22 protein-coding genes are annotated in these 17,786 nt (G+C 49.8%); 2 read left to right on the top strand and 20 right to left on the bottom strand.

Annotated features, from left to right (window positions below; genetic code table 11):
• Window position 1 precedes the first annotated feature (1 nt).
• Both C6Y32_RS00590 and murD read right to left on the bottom strand, forming a co-directional pair.
• Window positions 2–1,027: a M42 family metallopeptidase gene (locus tag C6Y32_RS00590; RefSeq protein WP_105203224.1), complete on the bottom strand. Its 1,026-nt coding sequence runs from the start codon at window positions 1,025–1,027 to the stop codon at window positions 2–4.
• A 170-nt stretch (window positions 1,028–1,197) separates the two neighbouring features.
• The gene (gene murD / locus C6Y32_RS00585) at window positions 1,198–2,583 is read right to left on the bottom strand and encodes a UDP-N-acetylmuramoyl-L-alanine--D-glutamate ligase (protein WP_105203223.1); all 1,386 of its coding nucleotides are present in this window, start codon (window positions 2,581–2,583) and stop codon (window positions 1,198–1,200) included.
• Window positions 2,584–2,858: 275 nt separating this feature from the next.
• Between murD and asnA the strand changes: the two genes are divergently transcribed.
• Both asnA and C6Y32_RS00575 read left to right on the top strand, forming a co-directional pair.
• Window positions 2,859–3,872 carry an aspartate--ammonia ligase gene (asnA, locus tag C6Y32_RS00580; RefSeq protein WP_105203222.1) on the top strand — a complete coding sequence of 338 codons (1,014 nt, stop codon included), beginning with the start codon at window positions 2,859–2,861 and terminating at the stop codon, window positions 3,870–3,872.
• A gap of 15 nt (window positions 3,873–3,887) precedes the next feature.
• Window positions 3,888–5,513 carry a peptide ABC transporter substrate-binding protein gene (locus C6Y32_RS00575; RefSeq protein WP_164998053.1) on the top strand — a complete coding sequence of 542 codons (1,626 nt, stop codon included), beginning with the start codon at window positions 3,888–3,890 and terminating at the stop codon, window positions 5,511–5,513.
• 121 nt (window positions 5,514–5,634) lie between these two features.
• Here the strand turns inward: C6Y32_RS00575 and C6Y32_RS00570 are convergent, their stop codons facing one another.
• The 18 genes from C6Y32_RS00570 to C6Y32_RS00490 all read right to left on the bottom strand — a co-directional run bounded on the left by C6Y32_RS00570 (window position 5,635) and on the right by C6Y32_RS00490 (window position 17,779).
• Complete coding sequence (locus C6Y32_RS00570; protein WP_105203220.1) at window positions 5,635–5,859, bottom strand: hypothetical protein; 225 nt, start codon at window positions 5,857–5,859, stop codon at window positions 5,635–5,637.
• A gap of 36 nt (window positions 5,860–5,895) precedes the next feature.
• Window positions 5,896–6,132 carry a hypothetical protein gene (locus C6Y32_RS15020; protein WP_129589349.1) on the bottom strand — a complete coding sequence of 79 codons (237 nt, stop codon included), beginning with the start codon at window positions 6,130–6,132 and terminating at the stop codon, window positions 5,896–5,898.
• A gap of 159 nt (window positions 6,133–6,291) precedes the next feature.
• Window positions 6,292–7,470 carry a metal-dependent hydrolase family protein gene (locus tag C6Y32_RS00560; RefSeq protein WP_164998052.1) on the bottom strand — a complete coding sequence of 393 codons (1,179 nt, stop codon included), beginning with the start codon at window positions 7,468–7,470 and terminating at the stop codon, window positions 6,292–6,294.
• Between the two features lie 311 nt (window positions 7,471–7,781).
• Window positions 7,782–8,690 carry a hypothetical protein gene (locus tag C6Y32_RS00555; RefSeq protein ID WP_105203217.1) on the bottom strand — a complete coding sequence of 303 codons (909 nt, stop codon included), beginning with the start codon at window positions 8,688–8,690 and terminating at the stop codon, window positions 7,782–7,784.
• 30 nt (window positions 8,691–8,720) lie between these two features.
• Window positions 8,721–9,380 carry a hypothetical protein gene (locus C6Y32_RS00550; RefSeq protein ID WP_105203216.1) on the bottom strand — a complete coding sequence of 220 codons (660 nt, stop codon included), beginning with the start codon at window positions 9,378–9,380 and terminating at the stop codon, window positions 8,721–8,723.
• A 3-nt stretch (window positions 9,381–9,383) separates the two neighbouring features.
• Window positions 9,384–10,232 (bottom strand): ATP-binding cassette domain-containing protein, encoded by an 849-nt coding sequence (locus tag C6Y32_RS00545; RefSeq protein WP_105203215.1) that lies wholly within the window; start codon window positions 10,230–10,232, stop codon window positions 9,384–9,386.
• Between the two features lie 11 nt (window positions 10,233–10,243).
• On the bottom strand, window positions 10,244–12,193 hold the full coding sequence (locus C6Y32_RS00540; protein WP_105203214.1) for a hypothetical protein: 1,950 nt from the start codon (window positions 12,191–12,193) through the stop codon (window positions 10,244–10,246).
• A 65-nt stretch (window positions 12,194–12,258) separates the two neighbouring features.
• Window positions 12,259–12,618, bottom strand: coding sequence for a hypothetical protein (locus C6Y32_RS15015; RefSeq protein WP_129589348.1), 360 nt, complete (start codon window positions 12,616–12,618; stop codon window positions 12,259–12,261).
• Window positions 12,619–12,882: 264 nt separating this feature from the next.
• Window positions 12,883–13,218, bottom strand: a complete 336-nt coding sequence (gene rplQ, locus C6Y32_RS00535; RefSeq protein ID WP_105203213.1) for a 50S ribosomal protein L17 — start codon at window positions 13,216–13,218, stop codon at window positions 12,883–12,885.
• Between the two features lie 39 nt (window positions 13,219–13,257).
• Window positions 13,258–14,208 carry a DNA-directed RNA polymerase subunit alpha gene (locus tag C6Y32_RS00530; protein ID WP_105203212.1) on the bottom strand — a complete coding sequence of 317 codons (951 nt, stop codon included), beginning with the start codon at window positions 14,206–14,208 and terminating at the stop codon, window positions 13,258–13,260.
• Window positions 14,209–14,276: 68 nt separating this feature from the next.
• Window positions 14,277–14,903, bottom strand: a complete 627-nt coding sequence (gene rpsD, locus C6Y32_RS00525; protein ID WP_105203211.1) for a 30S ribosomal protein S4 — start codon at window positions 14,901–14,903, stop codon at window positions 14,277–14,279.
• 23 nt (window positions 14,904–14,926) lie between these two features.
• Complete coding sequence (gene rpsK, locus C6Y32_RS00520) at window positions 14,927–15,319, bottom strand: 30S ribosomal protein S11 (protein ID WP_105203210.1); 393 nt, start codon at window positions 15,317–15,319, stop codon at window positions 14,927–14,929.
• Window positions 15,320–15,339: 20 nt separating this feature from the next.
• Window positions 15,340–15,708 carry a 30S ribosomal protein S13 gene (gene rpsM / locus C6Y32_RS00515; RefSeq protein ID WP_105203209.1) on the bottom strand — a complete coding sequence of 123 codons (369 nt, stop codon included), beginning with the start codon at window positions 15,706–15,708 and terminating at the stop codon, window positions 15,340–15,342.
• A 35-nt stretch (window positions 15,709–15,743) separates the two neighbouring features.
• A complete protein-coding gene (gene rpmJ, locus C6Y32_RS00510) occupies window positions 15,744–15,857 on the bottom strand; it encodes a 50S ribosomal protein L36 (protein WP_105203208.1) in 114 nt (37 codons plus the stop codon).
• 32 nt (window positions 15,858–15,889) lie between these two features.
• Window positions 15,890–16,108, bottom strand: a complete 219-nt coding sequence (infA, locus tag C6Y32_RS00505) for a translation initiation factor IF-1 (protein ID WP_105203207.1) — start codon at window positions 16,106–16,108, stop codon at window positions 15,890–15,892.
• A gap of 14 nt (window positions 16,109–16,122) precedes the next feature.
• Entirely contained in the window at window positions 16,123–16,386 is a 264-nt protein-coding gene (locus tag C6Y32_RS00500; protein ID WP_105203206.1) for a KOW domain-containing RNA-binding protein, read from the bottom strand.
• Window positions 16,387–16,403: 17 nt separating this feature from the next.
• Window positions 16,404–17,150, bottom strand: a complete 747-nt coding sequence (gene map, locus C6Y32_RS00495) for a type I methionyl aminopeptidase (protein ID WP_105203205.1) — start codon at window positions 17,148–17,150, stop codon at window positions 16,404–16,406.
• Window positions 17,147–17,779, bottom strand: coding sequence for an adenylate kinase (locus C6Y32_RS00490; RefSeq protein ID WP_105203204.1), 633 nt, complete (start codon window positions 17,777–17,779; stop codon window positions 17,147–17,149). Before C6Y32_RS00490 ends, map begins: the two co-directional genes overlap by 4 nt.
• Window positions 17,780–17,786 lie beyond the last annotated feature (7 nt).

Genomic DNA, 17,786 nt, shown 5'->3' with positions numbered 1-17,786 from the left:
CTCACTGAGTCAACTGGCTAACATAGGCGGCGATAAGCGCCGCTGTATGCTCGATATCCTGCAGATCCACCACCTCGACTGGGGTGTGCATATAGCGCTGTGGCACCGAGACCAGCAGCGTGCGCACCCCCGCCCGCGACACGGCGATCGCATCGGCGTTTGAGGCGGTGAGTCCGCCCATGATCTCGGGCTGGTAGGGGATGCCCTGTTTCTGGGCCAACGCACAAAATGTGCAGTACATATCGTGGTCGAGTATTGGGCTGTAACCAATCATGGGACCTTTACCGAGCTCGCCGCACTTATCTGCATCGCAGCCCGGCGACATGCCAAAACTCACGTCCACCGCTACCGCATGGGTGTAATCGGCGCCAAAGGCCCCTGTTTTTGCCCCCTGCTCGCCGGTCTCCTCCAGCGAGGAGAGCAGCAGATCGACGCCCACTCCGGCAGGTGTTGCCGCTTTGATCTGAGCGGCAGCCAGCAACTGCACCACACAGCCCGCCCGGTCATCCAGCGATTTGCCGCTGACCCGACTGCCGAGCAGCTGTTGCAACTCTGTGCGATAGCTGGCTCGATCGCCCAGTGATACCAGTTCCTGCAGCGCTTCTCTGTCGTAACCGGTATCGATATAGAGCTTATCGATGTCAGGTATCTCTTCATAGCCCTTCATACCCGAGAGGTGCGGCGGCAGACAGCCAATGACACCGAAGACCGGCTGACTGCCACTGATGACCACCTGCGAGGCCGGCAGCAACCGCTTGTCGATCCCCCCTACCGGCGCCACTTTGACAAAACCGGCATCGTCGATGGCGGTGACCACAAAGCCCACCTCGTCTAGGTGAGCATCTAACAGCACCCGTGGACCGTTATCCGCAGCCGGTACTACATGGCAGAGCAAACTGCCCAGCGGGGTGACCTCTACTGGCCCCAGCGGAGCCAGTAGCGAGGCGGCGGCACTGCGCACCGCTGTCTCGCTGCCCGAGACGCCCCGCGCATCGCACAGCGTTTTTAGCATGTCAAATGTATCCATTTCGCACCTACTCTTTCTGTCCGCTCTCTTTTGTATTTCTACACTGTGTTGATAATAGCTTTCTAAATATACGCAAAGTATTATTTTTACAAATATATACTATATATTGGCGATTTTGACTTAAACTGTGTTATACATATCGTATTATTAGATTATTCTAAACATTATGTTTAAAGGCTGTTGACGATCTCTTTAAAGTGCCGGCCCCGCACCTCAAAGTTTTTATACAGGTCGAAGCTGGCCGATGCCGGCGACAGAGAGATCACATCTCCCGACTGCGCTCCTTTAAAGGCCAGCTTTACTGCCTGCTGCATATCGCTGGCGTGCACGATCTCGAGCCCGCTACCGGCAAAGTTCTCTGCCGCGCGCACCGCTGCTTCGATCTTGGGGGCGGTGGCGCCCATGAGCACCAGCTTTTTGACCCGCTCGCACACCACTGGACCCAGTGGCTCGTAGGGGATCTTTTTGTCGTAGCCGCCGGCGATCATAATGATCTTTTGCGAGAATGCGTACAGACCGGCGATGCTGCGGGTGGGGCTGGAAGCGATAGAGTCGTTATAGAACTTGACCCCACCGATCTCCCGCACGAACTCGATGCGGTGCTCCACCCCGGCAAAGGTATTCGCCACATGGCGCATGACCTCCGGCTCTACCAGGCCCCACACGGTGGCGATCGCACCCAGGTAGTTTTCGACGTTGTGTTCGCCGGGTATCTTGATCTCGCTCTTGTGGAAGAGCTTTTGCTCCCCCTGCGGGGTGCGCATACAGATATTGCCGTCCCGGTCCAGATAGGCGCCTTTTTCGACCGGCTCGAACCGGTCGAAAAAGTACAGCTTGCCCCGCACATCGGGCGAAAAGCTACGGGTTATGGCGTTGTGGGCATTGAGCACCGTTTTAGAAAAGGCATCTTGATGGGCATAGAGGTTGCGCTTGGCGTCGACATACTCCTCCATATCCCGGTGCATATCCAGGTGGTTGGGCGCCACGTTGGTGATAAGGGCAATATCTGGGCTGTGCCGCATAGAGATGAGCTGGAAGCTGGACAGCTCCACCACCGCCCAGTCGTCGGGTTTTACCTGCTCGATAATGGGCAGCAGTGCACGGCCGATATTGCCGCCCAGGTGTACGGTGTAGCCCTGCTCTTTCATAAAGGCGGCGATGATCGACGTTGAGGTGGTCTTGCCATCGGAGCCGGTGACCCCGATGATCCTGCAGGGGCAGAGGGCAAAAAACAGTTCCATCTCAGAGGTGACGATGATATCCCGGCGGCGAGCTGCCTCCAGGTCCTCGTCGGTAAAGCGCATGCCGGGGGTGCGAAATACGATGTCGTCATCGATGTCTTTTAAGTAATCCTCCCCCAGCACCAGCCGAACGCCGAGACGCTGCAGCTCGTCGGCTACCGGCCCCATCTTCTCGCGGCTGTTTTTATCGCGCACCGTAACGGCAAAGCCCTTTTCTGCAAACATGCGGATACAGTCTAAATGGCTGACGCCAGCCCCGATAAATGCCAATTTTTTGCCCTTGATATCACTCAAAAAACGATCAAATCTCTCCACGCTCTATTCCCCCCAACAAATTAGACGACAGCTGCGCCGGCAGACCGTGCCAGGCCCAGACCGCCATCTCCCCTACACAGTGTGCGCCGCGGCGCGCCGGACCAATCATCTATGCCGGCGGCTGCCACAAGAATCACTCTTTTCTCATTATACGTGCATCCGCCCGATATGACAAGAATTCCCGGGGATTTATGTTGAAAACTTCCAATCTCCATGTTATGATAAAAGGTATACAAACGGCTCTATCATGCCATTTATCAGGAAGGAAGCACACTATGGGACTCGATACCTTGATCCTACCAAAAAAGTACCGTTCCAGTTTAGATATACTGCAGACCGAGATCGCCATCAAGCTTATTAAAGACACCTTTGAGCGCGAACTGGCGCAGAACCTCAACCTCACCCGCGTCTCGGCACCGCTTTTTGTGGCGCCCGAGACCGGTCTCAACGACGATCTCAACGGCGTTGAGCGGCCGGTCTCCTTTGATATTTTAGATATCGGTCGCGACGTGGAGATCGTCCACTCGCTGGCTAAGTGGAAACGCATGGCCCTGAAAAAATATGGGTTTGCCCCTGACAGCGGCCTGTATACCGACATGAATGCCATCCGCCGGGACGAGGACCTGGACAACCTGCACTCAGTATATGTAGACCAGTGGGACTGGGAGAAAGTCATTACCCGCGAGACCCGCAACATCTACACTTTAAAAGAGACGGTCAACCAGATCGTAGACGCGCTGTACACCACCCAGCAAAAACTGTGCGACGCCTTTACCCAGGTAAAACCGGTCATCCCGCGGGAGATCACCTTTGTCACCTCACAGGAACTGGAAGACCGTTGGCCCGACTTGACGCCCAAGGAGCGAGAGGACAAGATCTGTCAGCAGCACAAGCTGGTATTCATCAGCCAGATCGGCGGCAAACTGCGGCTGGGCCAGCCTCACGACGGCCGCGCCCCCGACTATGACGACTGGGCGCTGAACGGCGATATCCTGGTGTGGTTCCCCGTTCTTGGCCGCTCAGTAGAGATCTCCTCGATGGGCATTCGCGTAGACAGCGAGAGCCTGCGGCGGCAGCTGGAGCTGAGCGGTCAGACCAAAAGAGAGGACCTGATCTTTCACAAGATGCTGCTGCATGACGAACTGCCGCTGACTATTGGCGGCGGTATCGGCCAGTCGCGCATCTGTATGCTGATGCTGGGCAAGGCGCACATCGGCGAAGTACAGGTGTCGGTCTGGCCGCCGGAGGAGATCGCCGCCTGTACTGCCAGCGGCATCTATCTCCTGTAGATGAGGGGGAGTCTGATGAAAAAAGCTCTCTCTCTCCTGCTGGTGCTGTGTGCGGCTCTGTCGCTGCTCAGTGGCTGTTTTGAAGATGGCTCTGGCCAGCAGTTCGAGTACGACTTAGAAGCGCACCCCTCTAATCTGGATCCACAGCTGGCAGAAGACGAGTCATCGCTGGATGTAGTGGGCAACATTTTTGAGGGGCTGCTGGTAAAAAAGGCGGACGGCAGCATCGTGCCCGGGGTGGCGAAGAGCTACCAGGCTGAAAACGGCGGCACCCGCTATATCTTTACCCTGCGCGACGACGCAACCTGGTCAAACGGCGATCCGGTGACTGCCCACGACTTTGCCTTTGCCTTTAAACGCCTGTTTTCGCCCGAGACCCGCTCTCCTTACGCCAATGATTTTTATATCATCAGTGGCAGCCGCGCCTATATGAGCGGCCAGGTGGGGCTGGAGGGGCTGGGTGTCAAGGCGCTGAGCAACACCAGTTTACAGATCGACCTCTCCCATGCTGACGGGAGTTTTTTAGATCTGCTGACCACCCCAGCCGCCTTTCCCTGCAACGAGAAATTTTTCAACAGCACCAAGGGGGGGTACGGGCTGACAGCCGAGGCGCTGATCTCCAACGGTCCTTTTTCTTTGACCACCTGGATCAAAGAGGGGGAAAAGGATGACTACCTGGTGCTGCGACAAAACGAGAAGTACAGTTCCGACTCACCGGTAGTGGCGGGCAGTGTGGTGCTCAACATTGTCCCCGACTACGAGGACCGGCTGAAGAATTTCGAAAAGGGCGAGACCGACTGCCTGCTGTACACCGACCACCCCAAATCGGTCTCGGAGGGGGCAGTGTCGTATCTGAATACTACCTGGGCGCTGGTGCTCAACCAAAAGGAGCCGCTGCTGTCTAACGGCAATATCCGCCGCGGATTGGTGCTGGCTACCGACAAAAATGCCATCAAAGATATGCTGCCCGCCTACCAGACACTGGCGGGGGCACTGGTGCCACCGGATATCCAGATGGGCCAACAGAGCTTTCGCGCCTTTGCCGGCGAGAACCTGATGCCCACCCCAAATGCCCAGGCCGCCAAAGAGGCATACCGGACGGGGGCCGATTCGTTTGACGCAGCCTACAATGCCGGAACCAGCGATGACGACTACAACTCGCTGGCCAGTCAGATCACCGTTTTGTGCCCCGACGATGAGGCCAGCCTCTCTTATCTGCAAAACCTGCTGCAGCTGTGGCAGCGGGACCTGGGGCTTTTCCCCAAGGTAGAGACTATGTCGCTGGAGGATATTCAGTCTAAGGTGTATTTGGAAGATTACGACATTGCGCTGGTGCCCATCACCGCCACCCAAAATAGTGCCGAGAGTTTTTTGGCCGATTTTTATACCGGTAGTGAGCGCAATCTGCCAGCTCTGTCTGACCCTGCAGTAGATAGCCTGCTGCAACGCATGGAGGATTCGACCAGTGCCAGCGAGCGGGCCGACCTCTGTCGACAGGCGGAGCAGGCGATCCTCGCCACCAACTGTATCATCCCCCTGTACTACCAACCCCAGTTCTTCGTACAGGGTAAGAGCGTGCAAAATATCGAGTACAACCCCTATTTTGGCTATATCAAATTTAAAGAGGCCATAAAAAATTAATGCTGTGACCCCCAGTAGAAAGAGCGCCTGTGTGGCGGGCATAAGTCCGCACACAGACGCTCTTTTGGGTTTCTGCAGATGTGTTTCATACCGACGGGCAAAGCCGGATGGGACCGCCGTGCTAATTGTCCGCCACCAGATCATAATAGGTGCCATCTGACAGGTGGATGCGCACCCCCACAACGCCGTAGCTCTTGTTCTCTGCCTCTTCTTCGGTGATATCGCCCAATCGCTGTATGGTGGAGAGACACAGTTCTGCCCGTTCTTCCTCCATCACATAGGGTAGTGGCGTGGGGATCAGCGTGGTGGCAAACGCCCCCCCAATGCCGCTCTGCAGCTCGGCCACCACCTCATCCGGCCAGTGGCCGCCGTGGCACAGCGGCTATATCCTGGTGATGGTGACCGGGTGGCCGGTATGGTTACACAATGCCACTCTCCCCCACGTTTCACAGCGGCCCCCCTCTATGCTTGCACTAAAAGATGGAGAACTCGTCAGCGCTGCCGGCTCCTCCTCTGGCACTATTGACACGACCCAGACACACAGCCCCAGCAGCAGGACTATGCAGACAGCAATGATCCACCACGGAAATCTCGCCGCGCGTTTTTTCTTCTGTTCCATCAGCGGTCCCTCTTTTCTGCACCACTTATCGGCCGGTACCACACTGCCTATCTGCCCCCATCATAAAGTATTTTGCCGGCAAAAACAACACCTTTCCTTTTCGACAAAAAAAGAGGGCCGGCAGCTGCCAGCTCTCTTTTTATCTGCTATTTTATGTACCTATGCCCGGTAGATGATCTCGCCGTTTTTCACCGTCATCTTGCAGTCCATAGCCGCCTCGATGTCCTTGGTGGGGTCGCCGGCAAAAATGGCGAAATGGGCCTTTTTGCCCGGCTTGATGCTGCCCAAGCTGTCCTGTACGCCGCACAGTTCGGCGGCATTGATGGTGCCGGTACGGATGGCCTCCATGGGGGTCATACCCGCCTTGACCATCAGCACCATCTCGTAGGCGGTCTTGTCGTGTCCGTTAAATGGGGTACCGGCATCGGTGCCCAGCGCGATCTTCACCCCGGCCTGATGGGCGCGCTTAAAGGTGTCCATATGAGCCTCTACTGCGCCTTCTGCCTTGCGCACCACATAGTCGGCAATACCGGCCTTGGTGCCGTTGACCACGATCCAGTGTACTGCTGCCAACGTTGGCACATAATAGACGTTATTCTCTTTCATGTAGTCAAAGCACCAGTCATCCATAAAGAAACCGTGCTCGATAGAGTCGATACCGGCACGCAGCGCGTTTTTAATGCCAGTCATTCCCTGCGCATGGGTGCAGGTCTTGGCTCCTACCTTGTGCGCCTCCTCGATAGCCGCGCGCAGCTCGTCCTCGTTTAATTGGGGGGAGCCCGGCTCTACGCCTTTGGTCATTACGCCGCCAGTAGCCATTACTTTGACCCAGTCTGCGCCGGCGCGCAGCTGCTCGCGGGCCGCCTTGCGGCAGTCGTCGGGGCCGTCGGCCTCACGGCCCATGGTCCAGCCGTGGCCGCCGGTCATACAAATACATTTACCCGATACCTGCATATCCGGCGCCACCAGTTTGCCGGCAGCCACCGCGTTGCGAATATCGATATCGATGGAGTTGATACCGCCCACGTCGCGAATAAAAGTGACACCCGACTGGGTGAACTGGTCGAGATGATGAAGCGACATCATGGTCACTTCGGCGTCGCTCTCGGTATAGGTGGGGGCGGCGACCGGTGCCAGATTCATATGGGTGTGGCAGTTAAAAAGGCCCGGCAGAACAGTAGAGCCCTCCAGATCGATGACCTCTGCGCCCGCAGGGCACTGCAGGTCTTTGCCCACCTCTTTGATCACGCCGTCTTCTACCAGAATGCTGCCACCGGCCAGCACGCTGCCAGCCTCTACATCCACGATATTGGCATTTTGAAACACTACTGTCTTCATTTTCCGGGTCCTCCTTGTTATTTTAGTTGGTGTGGGATAGCCCGTGTTTGCGGCATCTTGAAAACACATACTGTGCGGGAGCCGTTACAAAGCCGGGCGAGCGCACACCCCAATAAAAATATTATACTAGAGCAGCTGTATATTTTAAAGGTTTAAAGTGGCGAAATCTTCTATTTCATAGAGTGTGCCAATTGTACGTCTACCAAGGTGGATAAAAACTGTAAAAAGCACCGGCAAGATCTGTAGACTTATCTTCAAGATCCTCCCACTAAAGAAAATTACACTACCGAAAGGCCTGTTTTCAAACTGTGTTACCGGTTCATCATTTTGGAGGGCCAGATGCCCAAATGGGCGTAGGGGGATTGGTATTGCCGGTTGCGCTGCTCCTGGCTGGGGTCGGCGTTGATCTGCTCTGCCACATCGTTCAGGGCGGGCTCCAGTTCACCCAGCGTCATGTCCTGGGCCTGTTGCCAACTGTAGGGCAAAACCAGCCCCAGCTCTTCTGCACGCTGATAGATATATCGTATTCTTGCATATGATAAAATAACAAGCTTATCTTCAATATCAATCGACTGTTCATAAACCTTGTCTCTATCCAATGTAATTTCTTCAAATAGTTCGGTCGATTCTTTCACATTACCCGATTCAAGAATTGGCAGACTTATCTCTTGAGCTTGTTCCAATGTTATATCAGAAACCTCAAATTTGTAAAAATCTCTCTGATCACCCCAACCTTTTTCCCGCATCCGCACGCATATTTGATTACGGAAAAAATTGTGTAGAGAATATACTGTAAATTTATTGTATGGAGCATTGGAAAAAACAGTGCCCATGACACCCGCATACCTGTCATTAAACTCTTCTTTCGAAATGCTTCTAGATCCATCAGTAAATCTATTATATATGTCTATATAGTAGTACATTGAAAGAAAGCCAGATACATTTACTTCAATATAATCGTTGTCGGATAAGAAATTTTCTACTCCCTGCGTATATCTCTCGCAAAAATAGTAAAAATCATCTGAATTCTTTTCTAGAATAATGTTATCTTTTCTAAGAAGTTTTTCAACAACTGGCTCAATAGCTCCTACCGTATAGGCCGTTCTCTGTGGTCCAATAGCATAGTATATGTATATTCCCAAACAAGCCACTAGTACAATGCAAATATTCAATATGAGCACATGATATCTGCTGTAAAAGACCTTTTTTATGCGCTTCATAAAAATCACCTTTTTAAATAGAGTTTGTAACTACTCATCATAACTTTTTCTATCTATATTCATTCCCACAATCAACATCGCTAAACTCATAAGCGCTAATAACCCATATTTATTCAGTAAAACACTTTTTGTTATCTCATTATAATATATAAAAATATTCCATATACTTATCTTTGTATAGACAAAATTAAATATTAAATGATATGTAGTAATAATTATAGCGGGCACAAGTACTGAGTTGGTCACTTTCACAACAAAATATTGAAAAGAAAGATAGAATAACATTTGAATCATTATTTTTACGAACATCACAAACATATTGTCCATATAAAAACTATATCCTATCAATAGAACACCTACAAGCGCCACCGTATGGAGCCAGATAAAAATCGTTTTTATAAGATCACTTTTTTGTTTAACCCCATATGCTTTTACCAGTTCTAAAGCCCCTTGATTGCTGTATTCTCTAAAACACAAGGTAAAGTACCAAACAGCTATAATGGGTATATACCGTTCAAAATCTGTATACACCGGCGGGACAATCAAAGTAGCTGCGTCTGATACAAAATTTATAGTAGCTGCGTACCTAATCGAAAGTAAAGGTACCATGATGTAAATAATAATGAGTGGAACGAAATACTTCCATCGCATATTTTTAAATTCAAAATATAATAAACGCAAATTATCCATATGCTAGACCTCTTTTATAATGCTCATATACCCGTCTTCAACTGTCGGTGAAAGCACTGTCCCGATTTTCTGTCTATCTGAGCACAGCACCTTATAATAGTTCGTACCCCCATCTTCTTCTATATTTTCTATGTATCTTTTCCCTGAAATTTTATCCTGATCTCCACATAAAATCCGATATACTTTTTCTCTTGCAAACGAGCGAATTTCTTCTTTAGTCCCTTGAATAATATTTGTCCCGCTTTTCATAATTAAAATGTGATTACAAATGACGTCAACGTCTTGGACAATATGCGTGGAAATGATTACTGTACGGTCTTTACTGATCGATGCAATAATGTCTTTAAAACGCATTCGCTCTTCAGGATCCAAACCGGCAGTAGGCTCATCAAAAATAAGCAATTTCGGATCTCCCAGCAATGCCTGTGCTATTCCAAGCCTGCGCAACATACCTCCAGACAAGGCCCCTACCAATGTTTTCCTATCATGTTGTAAATTTACAACCGATAAACACCTTACAATTTCTTTTTTTAAATCACTAGCACAAATTCCCTTTAATATAGAAAAATACTCCAGTACTTCAGCCGTTGTCAATTCTTTAAACATCCCAAATTGCTGTGGTAAATAGCCGATCATGCCAGTATTCTTTTTTTTGCTATCCATGATCTTTCCGTCAATAATTATTTCTCCGTCATCGATATCATAAAGCCCCAATATACTTCTAATTAACGTCGTTTTTCCAATTCCATTTGGCCCAAGTAAACCATAAACTCCTTTATCGATTGTTAAATACAGATTATCGAGGACCTTTTTCTTGCCGAAAGTTTTAGAAACACTTTTCATTTCTATCATGTTTATTTCTCCTAAAGCTGCAAAAATTCATCTGGTGTTCTTGTATCCATAGGATCGCAGAGATAACGGTATATATCCGGGAGAGCCGCATCTTCTCCCATATTATCAACATACTTGTAAAACAGCATCTCTAAAGAATCTGCCTGTTTTGTTCTTACTCTATACTGAAACTGAATATTTGACTGTAAGTAGCGCAACAGAATATCCTTAAGGTTTATTTTATCATCTGTTATATCACTAAAATACTTTTTATCCATCATACCAATTACCGTATATGCCGGTGATTCCAACATTGGAACGACCATATAGTCGGCAAATAAATATCCCGTAAATCCGCTATTTCCTGTTCCTCCTAGAGATATTACTTTTGATGCATTTTCATAGTCTGCGGGAATGCCCAATTTTTTACAATAACTGTTAAGAAGCTCCACAACTACTTTGGGTGACACTTGTCTGTTTTCGTCACTGTCTAATCCATAATAAGTATCGCTTAAATGCTTATAAACGAGTGGTCTATCTGTGTCAATTCCCTCAATATGTTGCTTCTGTATAAGCCCCCCTATAATCGTCAGCGAATCACTATAGCCTTGATAATGCCCCTCTGATACCTCTCCCAGATTGGTTACTACCTCTGCCGTATTATGTTTTAAAACGAGATCATAATTTTTAAAAGTTGTACTATTTGTCAACATCCACTGATTCCTTACTCTTGTTATTTCATGTTGAGGAATGGGATAATAAGGGAAAAAGCCAAGCAGCCTTATTCCCTGATAGTTACTATAAAATTGTTCTGAACCTCCAGTATAAGTAAATCGAATATTACTTATTTGCATTCCCTCATTTTCTATTTCTATATAATCTCCTTTTCTTTGATATCTAACAGTCTTTCCATCTTGATCGTATATGCTCTTTATTGCATAGCCATGGTATAAAACAAATACATAATTTTTTATTGGTCTATCTGGAGCAAGAGAAACTGTAACATCAGCACTTAGTTGCCGCCCCACATTCAATTTTAATGTATAGTCCGTAACACTGAATTTATCGTTATTTAAAAAAACATTCTCAGAATGTAAACTATCAGTGGAAATTTCATCATTATAAAAAAAGCGCTGATTGTCATAGCCAAAATATTGAATATTACCCCCTTTTATATACCCTACCCCCTGTACACAAACAAACGTAAATAGCAGTAAAAATGCCGTTGCGGAAGTTTTACTTTTTCTCTTTATAAATTTTAATAAACACAATAGGAGTACCATACCAATCCAAAACAATATTCGATTATACCTTTGCATCTCATTGGGGATCCCATACAGGTAATCAATATTACCTCCCATATCTGTTCTTTCCATCATAATGTGAAATATATCTGCCCACCTAACCAGATTAAGACGCTCGCTCGATATAGAAGACAAAAAAGTCTGTATATAAGGTGAGAAAAATATAGTTACCAATAACATCACTATGTAAGTATTCCACCTATTACAGTACAGCGCGATTAAAAAGCCAAAGCTTAGACCCAATAATCCTATCAGAAAAATATCTAAAAAGTAAACTTTTAATATATGCATCCATATTGCAGTATTTAGAGCATTTTCAAAATATGTACAGCAAAATGCGTATAAACAACAATTTATATATATGATAAAAAGCAGTGTTACAAGGACGATAAGCTGTGCTGCCACATGTTTTACAAGACCTTTACTTTCTACCTTTAACACTTCTTCAGCCGCATCTACCTTTATCTTACTTAAATATGCATAGCTTATAAACATAAGCATGATAAAAATAACTATATTTGAAGAAATATTTGTTTTCATCATTGGAAATAATCTTTTTTGGCTGGTAATAAGTATAACATTCATACAGTTTATAAATGCAAAAAGCATTGTCATTCCCAAGGCCGGTACAAAAGAGCTCAGAAAAAGCTTTATATTTATCTTAATAAGTTTTTTCATTGTACACCTCTATATATTTATAAATGGACTGGACAGGTACCTGTCCAGTCCATTTGGAAATAAATTTAAGTCGTAACTTGAACAGTGGCACTAGCTGAATAACTGCCAGTTGTCTGGCCATAACAACGCCATGTATAATTATCCGGAGCCGAATTTGATGTAGAATATATACCATTATAAGAATCAACACTGTTATTTGTAGTAACATAATTCCCGGTATAGTATTGTGCGTAGCCCCTTACAGATCCTGAACTGGCATACACGCTTAAACTTAATCTGCTACGTGTACTTCCAACGACTGTTCTCCCAGAATAACATCTAGAAGTACCAGACACATTTGCGGTTGCTGTGTCAGCAAATACACTACTTACAAACACAACGCCTAAACACAAAACTGCGGAAATCACTGCCAAAAACTTTTTCATGATAACCTCCTACATATCCAAGGGGGCATCTTTACGTTAATCTTAAAATTTGTATCGCACTCTACTATTTTCTACATTATAACCTATATTTTTTAAACATTCAATATTTTTTAATATTTTTCATCTAAGCGCCTACTTTACATGTGTTTTTTGTATAGTATTCTATTTGCAGCACATTTCTCTTACTATTCGTCACTAAAAACATAAAAAAGGAGCTAGGCAAAATGCCTAGCTCCTTTAAACTATCTAACAGGATCGTACCTTTTAGATCAGCTCGATGATGGCCATCTCAGCGGCGTCGCCGCGGCGGGGGCCGATCTTGATGATGCGGGTGCAGCCGCCGTTTACGTCGGCGTATTTGGGGGCTACCTCGTCCATCAGCTTTTTGGCTACATCCTCTTTGGTGATGTAGGAATAGACCTGTCTCTTGGCGTGCAGGTTGTTCTGCTTGCCAATGGTGATCATCTTCTCTGCCGCAGTGCGTACCTCTTTGGCTCTGGTCACGGTGGTCTCGATCTTGCCGTTTTCGATCAGGTAGGTGACCATCGCTCTGAGCATCGCTTTTCTGCTGTCAGAAGCTCTGCCGAGTTTTCTTGGCATCGAATTCACTCCTTTAACGGGATTTCCGAAAGCGGTGGATTACTCCTCGCTCTCTTTTAAGCTCACTCCCAGCGAGTCGAGCTTGTTCAGTACTTCTTCAAAGGATTTGCGGCCCAGGTTGCGCACCTTCAGCAGCTCGTCCTCGGTCTTGTTGATCAGGTCCTCTACGGTGTTGATGCCCGCGCGGCGCAGACAGTTCGACGAGCGGACCGACAGGTCCAGCTCCTCAATGGTCATCTCCAGTACCTTCTCTTTACCCTTATCGTCTTTTTCGACCATGATCTCAGCCGAGTAGGTCTCGCCCGACAGGTCGACGAACAGGTTCAGGTGCTCGATGATGACTTTGGCGCCCAGCGACACAGCTTCTTCGGCCGACAGGGTACCGTCTGTCCACACCTCTAGGGTCAGCTTATCGTAGTCGGTGATCTGGCCCACACGGGTGTTCTCTACAAAGTAGTTCACCTTCAGCACCGGGGTGTAGATGCTGTCCACCGGCAATACGCCAATGGCCATGTGCTGCCCGCTCTTGTTTTTATCGGCGGGCACGTAGCCGCGGCCCTTCTCCAGAGTCAGCTCCATGCTCAGCGAGGCGCCGGCGCCCAGGGTGGCGATGTGCATGCCCGGGTCGAGTATCTCCACTTCGCTGTCTGCCTGGATAGAACCGGCTGTCACTTCGCACTCACCGCTGGCCTCGATGTAGACCGTTTTGGGCTCGTCGCAGTGCAGCTTGGCAGTCAGGCCTTTGATGTTCAGGATTATTTCTGTGACATCCTCTTTCACACCGGGGATGGTCGAAAACTCATGTTGTACACCGTCGATCTTAATAGAAGTGACGGCGACACCAGGAAGCGAGGAGAGCAGTACTCTTCTCAAGCTGTTGCCGAGGGTCGTACCATAGCCGCGCTCGAGGGGCTCCACTACAAATCTTCCGAAAGAACCGTCGGGAGAGAGTTCATCCGTCTCGATTCTCGGCTTCTCGATCTCAATCATTCAGTACCCTCCTTTTAGACAGAAATAACGCTCTATCCAATCGTGTAAAACTCACAAATGCTCACCGATTATTTGGAGTAGTACTCAACGATCAGCTGCTCCTCGACCTCGAAGTCGATGTCTTCGCGGTTGGGCAGTCTGGTGATGGTCGCTTTCAGGTTCTCGCGGTCCACATCCATCCAAACCGGGGAGGGACGAGAGGCATTCTGCTCAGCTACCTCTTTGATCTTGGTGCTGTTTTTGCTGCCGTCGAACACGGCGACTACATCACCGGCTTTTACGCGGTAAGAAGGGATATTCACTCTCTTGCCGTTGACGGTGAAATGTCTGTGCAGCACCAGCTGACGAGCCTCTTTGCGGGAAGAGGCAAAGCCAGCGCGGTAGGCGATGTTGTCGAGTCTGCTCTCGCAGATCTTCAGCAGCGCGGTACCGGTCACTTCGGGGGACTTAACAGCCATCTCGTAGTAGCCGGCGAACTGGCCCTCTAAAATACCGTAGTAGCGTCTTGCTTTCTGCTTCTCGCGCATCTGCAGACCGTACTCGGAGACTTTCTTTCTGCCTTGGCCATGCTGACCGGGAGCGTATGCTCTGCGTGCAATCGCACATTTATCAGAGTAGCAGCGCTCGCCTTTCAAAAACAGCTTCTGACCCTCACGGCGGCACTGTCTGCACACCGCACCAGTATATCTAGCCATCTATTTGCACCTCCTGATAAATGCTATACACGCCGTCTCTTCGGCGGGCGGCAGCCGTTGTGGGGGATGGGGGTCACATCTTTGATCATGTTGACTTCCAGCCCTGCGGCCTGCAGCGCGCGGATAGCGGCCTCACGACCCGAACCCGGGCCCTTAACGAATACCTCAACGGTTTTCAGGCCGTGCTCCATAGCGGCTTTCGCAGCAGTCTCCGCGGCCATCTGTGCGGCGTACGGGGTAGACTTTCTGGAGCCTTTGAAGCCCAGACCGCCGGCAGAAGCCCAAGAAAGAGCGTTGCCCTGCACGTCGGTGATGGTGATGATGGTATTGTTGAAGGTGGATTGGATATGTGCTGCACCACGCTCGATATTTTTGCGTTCACGGCGCTTACGAACGGCTGTTCTTTTCATTGCCATCGCTTAGTATCCCTCCCTGATTACTTCTTCTTGTTGGCGATCGTCTTCTTGGGGCCCTTACAGGTTCTCGCGTTGGTCTTGGTCTTCTGACCGCGGCAGGGCAAGCCCTTTCTGTGGCGGACACCGCGATAGCAGCCGATCTCTACCAGCCGCTTCACGTTCAGCGCCACGTTCCGGCGCAGATCGCCCTCTACGTCGAAGTTTTTATCGATATACTCACGCAGTTTGATCTCGTCGTCCTCAGTCAGGTCTTTGACTCTGACGTCGGGGCTGATACCGGTGGCATCTAAGATCTTCTCGGCGGATTTACGGCCAATACCGTAAATGTAGGTTAAGCCTATCTCGACTCGCTTCTCTTTCGGCAAGTCAACACCAGCAATACGTGCCATGTTTGCGTTGCACCTCCATTAAGTGGTTTTGCGCCTTAGCCCTGCCGCTGTTTGTGCTTGGGGTTCTGGCAGATTACCATTACGCGACCTTTGCGTTTGATCACTTTGCATTTCTCGCAAATGGGTTTTACGGAAGGTCTGACTTTCATGTAAATTACCTCCTATGACCCTAGAAAAGTCTTTACTTGGAACGCCAGGTGATGCGTCCCTTGGTTAAATCGTACGGCGACATCTCCACCGTCACTTTGTCTCCGGGCAGGATGCGGATGTAATTCATGCGCAGCTTGCCCGAGATGTGGGCCAGTATCTTGTGTCCGTTCTCCAGTTCAACCTGAAAAGCGGCATTAGGCAGTGCATCTACTACGATACCCTCGACCTCGATAACGTCTTCTTTGGACAAGTGAATGCCTCCCTTTAACTGTTGTGAGCGGCAGAGGACGCCTCGTCGAACTGGCGGAGGATCCTCCCTATGCTCTTATTGGTAGCCCCATCCATCTGTATCAAGCGCCCAGTAGGCCAGATGTGTTTTTTGTTCTTGCGCTTTGGGGTTTCCAATTTCCTCATTTTCCCGTCGGCTATAAAAACGTATTCGTTCTCAAGTGCCACGACCACGCTGTGTCTCTCTTTGTCGCGGCCGGCCAAGCTCTTTACTACAGTACCTATCTGGAGTGCCTTCATCTGCGCATCCTCCAGACTCACAGTGCCGTCAAAATCACCGGGCCTGATGCCGTGATCGCGATCGTGTGTTCAAAGTGGGCCGACAGACCGCCATCTTTGGTGATGACCGTCCATCCGTCCTTTAGAATTTCCACCTGGGAACCGAACTCGTTGACCATGGGCTCGATAGCAATGGTCATGCCGGGGGTCAGCCGCGGCCCGTGGCCCGCGCGCCCGTAGTTGGGCACCTCTGGGTCCTCGTGCAGCTCATGGCCCACCCCGTGGCCGATAAAATCACGCACTACTGAAAAGCCCCGCTCGGTCACATAGGTCTCTACCGCGTGGCCGATATCCCCAATCCGGTTACCCGGCTGGGCGGCCTCGATACCGGCAAGCAAGCTCTCGCGGGTGGCATCCATCAGCTTCTGTGCTGCCGGTGACACCTTTCCGGCGCCGAAGGTAGCAGCATTGTCGCCGTGATAGCCCTTATAAAAGGCGCCCACGTCTACGCTGACGATGTCCCCCTCCTCGATCACGCGGTCACCGGGTATGCCGTGTATGATCTGATCGTTGATCGAGATACACGCGCTGCCCGGAAACCCGCCATACCCCAAAAAGGAAGGTTTGGCGCCGTGAGAGGTTATGAACTTCTTGACTTTGGCATCAATCTCGCGGGTGGTGACACCCGGTGCCACCAGACTGCCGGCCAGTGCTAACGCCTCGGCCGACAACTTGCAGGCAGCTTTCATATCCGAGATCTCTTTGGCAGATCTTAAGGTGATCATTCCTCCACCGCCTTGCGCACGAGCGCGCTGGTGTCGGCGATCTCCTCCTGGCCAATTACGGTCTTTAAAATGCCTTTTTTCTCGTAGTACGCGATGAGGGGCTCGGTCTGCTCATGATACACGCGCAGCCGGTCCTTCACGATCGAAGCCTCATCGTCTTTGCGGATCACTAATTTTCCGCCACATTTGTCGCACACGCCATCTGCTTTAGAGGGCTTATAGTCGATGTGGTAGGACGCGCCACAATCGCCGCACACCCGTCGGCCAGACATACGCCGCACGATCTTCTCGTCGTCAACATGGATGTTGATGACGCGGTCGATCTCGACGCCCATCTGGTCCAGGGCCTCCGCTTGGGCTACCGTGCGGGGGACGCCGTCTAGAACGAATCCGTTTTCACAATCGCTCTGTGCCAGTCTCTCTTTGATGATGCCGATGATGATCTCGTCGGGTACTAGGTCGCCGGCCTCGATGTACTTCTTGGCCTGCAGCCCCATCTCGGTGCCGTTTTTGAGTGCCTCGCGGATGATGTTTCCGGTGCTTATGGCCGGAATGTGTAGCATATCGCACACCTTTTCGGCCTGGGTGCCTTTACCGGCGCCCGGAGCGCCCAAAAATATCAGCTTCATTCGCTTT

This window comes from Neobittarella massiliensis (ex Bilen et al. 2018) (genome assembly GCF_900289145.1).
GTDB classification, from domain to species: domain Bacteria; phylum Bacillota; class Clostridia; order Oscillospirales; family Ruminococcaceae; genus Neobittarella; species Neobittarella massiliensis.
The sequence above is the reverse complement of the archived record's forward strand: the minus strand, read 5'-3'. Positions and strand labels throughout refer to the sequence as shown.

Coding starts and splice junctions, on each gene's coding strand:
- C6Y32_RS00560 (WP_164998052.1), bottom strand. CDS start 7,470: ATGAAGACAGTAGTGTTTCAAAATGCCAATATCGTGGATGTAGAGGCT.
- rpmJ (WP_105203208.1), bottom strand. CDS start 15,857: ATGAAAGTCAGACCTTCCGTAAAACCCATTTGCGAGAAATGCAAAGTG.
- C6Y32_RS00530 (WP_105203212.1), bottom strand. CDS start 14,208: ATGATTGAGATCGAGAAGCCGAGAATCGAGACGGATGAACTCTCTCCC.
- C6Y32_RS00575 (WP_164998053.1), top strand. CDS start 3,888: ATGAAAAAAGCTCTCTCTCTCCTGCTGGTGCTGTGTGCGGCTCTGTCG.
- C6Y32_RS00590 (WP_105203224.1), bottom strand. CDS start 1,027: ATGGATACATTTGACATGCTAAAAACGCTGTGCGATGCGCGGGGCGTC.
- C6Y32_RS00550 (WP_105203216.1), bottom strand. CDS start 9,380: ATGGATAATTTGCGTTTATTATATTTTGAATTTAAAAATATGCGATGG.
- rplQ (WP_105203213.1), bottom strand. CDS start 13,218: ATGCCAAGAAAACTCGGCAGAGCTTCTGACAGCAGAAAAGCGATGCTC.
- asnA (WP_105203222.1), top strand. CDS start 2,859: ATGGGACTCGATACCTTGATCCTACCAAAAAAGTACCGTTCCAGTTTA.
- rpsM (WP_105203209.1), bottom strand. CDS start 15,708: ATGGCACGTATTGCTGGTGTTGACTTGCCGAAAGAGAAGCGAGTCGAG.
- C6Y32_RS15020 (WP_129589349.1), bottom strand. CDS start 6,132: ATGGAACAGAAGAAAAAACGCGCGGCGAGATTTCCGTGGTGGATCATT.
- rpsD (WP_105203211.1), bottom strand. CDS start 14,903: ATGGCTAGATATACTGGTGCGGTGTGCAGACAGTGCCGCCGTGAGGGT.
- C6Y32_RS00555 (WP_105203217.1), bottom strand. CDS start 8,690: ATGAAGCGCATAAAAAAGGTCTTTTACAGCAGATATCATGTGCTCATA.
- C6Y32_RS15015 (WP_129589348.1), bottom strand. CDS start 12,618: ATGAAAAAGTTTTTGGCAGTGATTTCCGCAGTTTTGTGTTTAGGCGTT.
- map (WP_105203205.1), bottom strand. CDS start 17,150: ATGATCACCTTAAGATCTGCCAAAGAGATCTCGGATATGAAAGCTGCC.
- C6Y32_RS00545 (WP_105203215.1), bottom strand. CDS start 10,232: ATGATAGAAATGAAAAGTGTTTCTAAAACTTTCGGCAAGAAAAAGGTC.
- C6Y32_RS00540 (WP_105203214.1), bottom strand. CDS start 12,193: ATGAAAAAACTTATTAAGATAAATATAAAGCTTTTTCTGAGCTCTTTT.
- C6Y32_RS00490 (WP_105203204.1), bottom strand. CDS start 17,779: ATGAAGCTGATATTTTTGGGCGCTCCGGGCGCCGGTAAAGGCACCCAG.
- C6Y32_RS00500 (WP_105203206.1), bottom strand. CDS start 16,386: ATGAAGGCACTCCAGATAGGTACTGTAGTAAAGAGCTTGGCCGGCCGC.
- rpsK (WP_105203210.1), bottom strand. CDS start 15,319: ATGGCAATGAAAAGAACAGCCGTTCGTAAGCGCCGTGAACGCAAAAAT.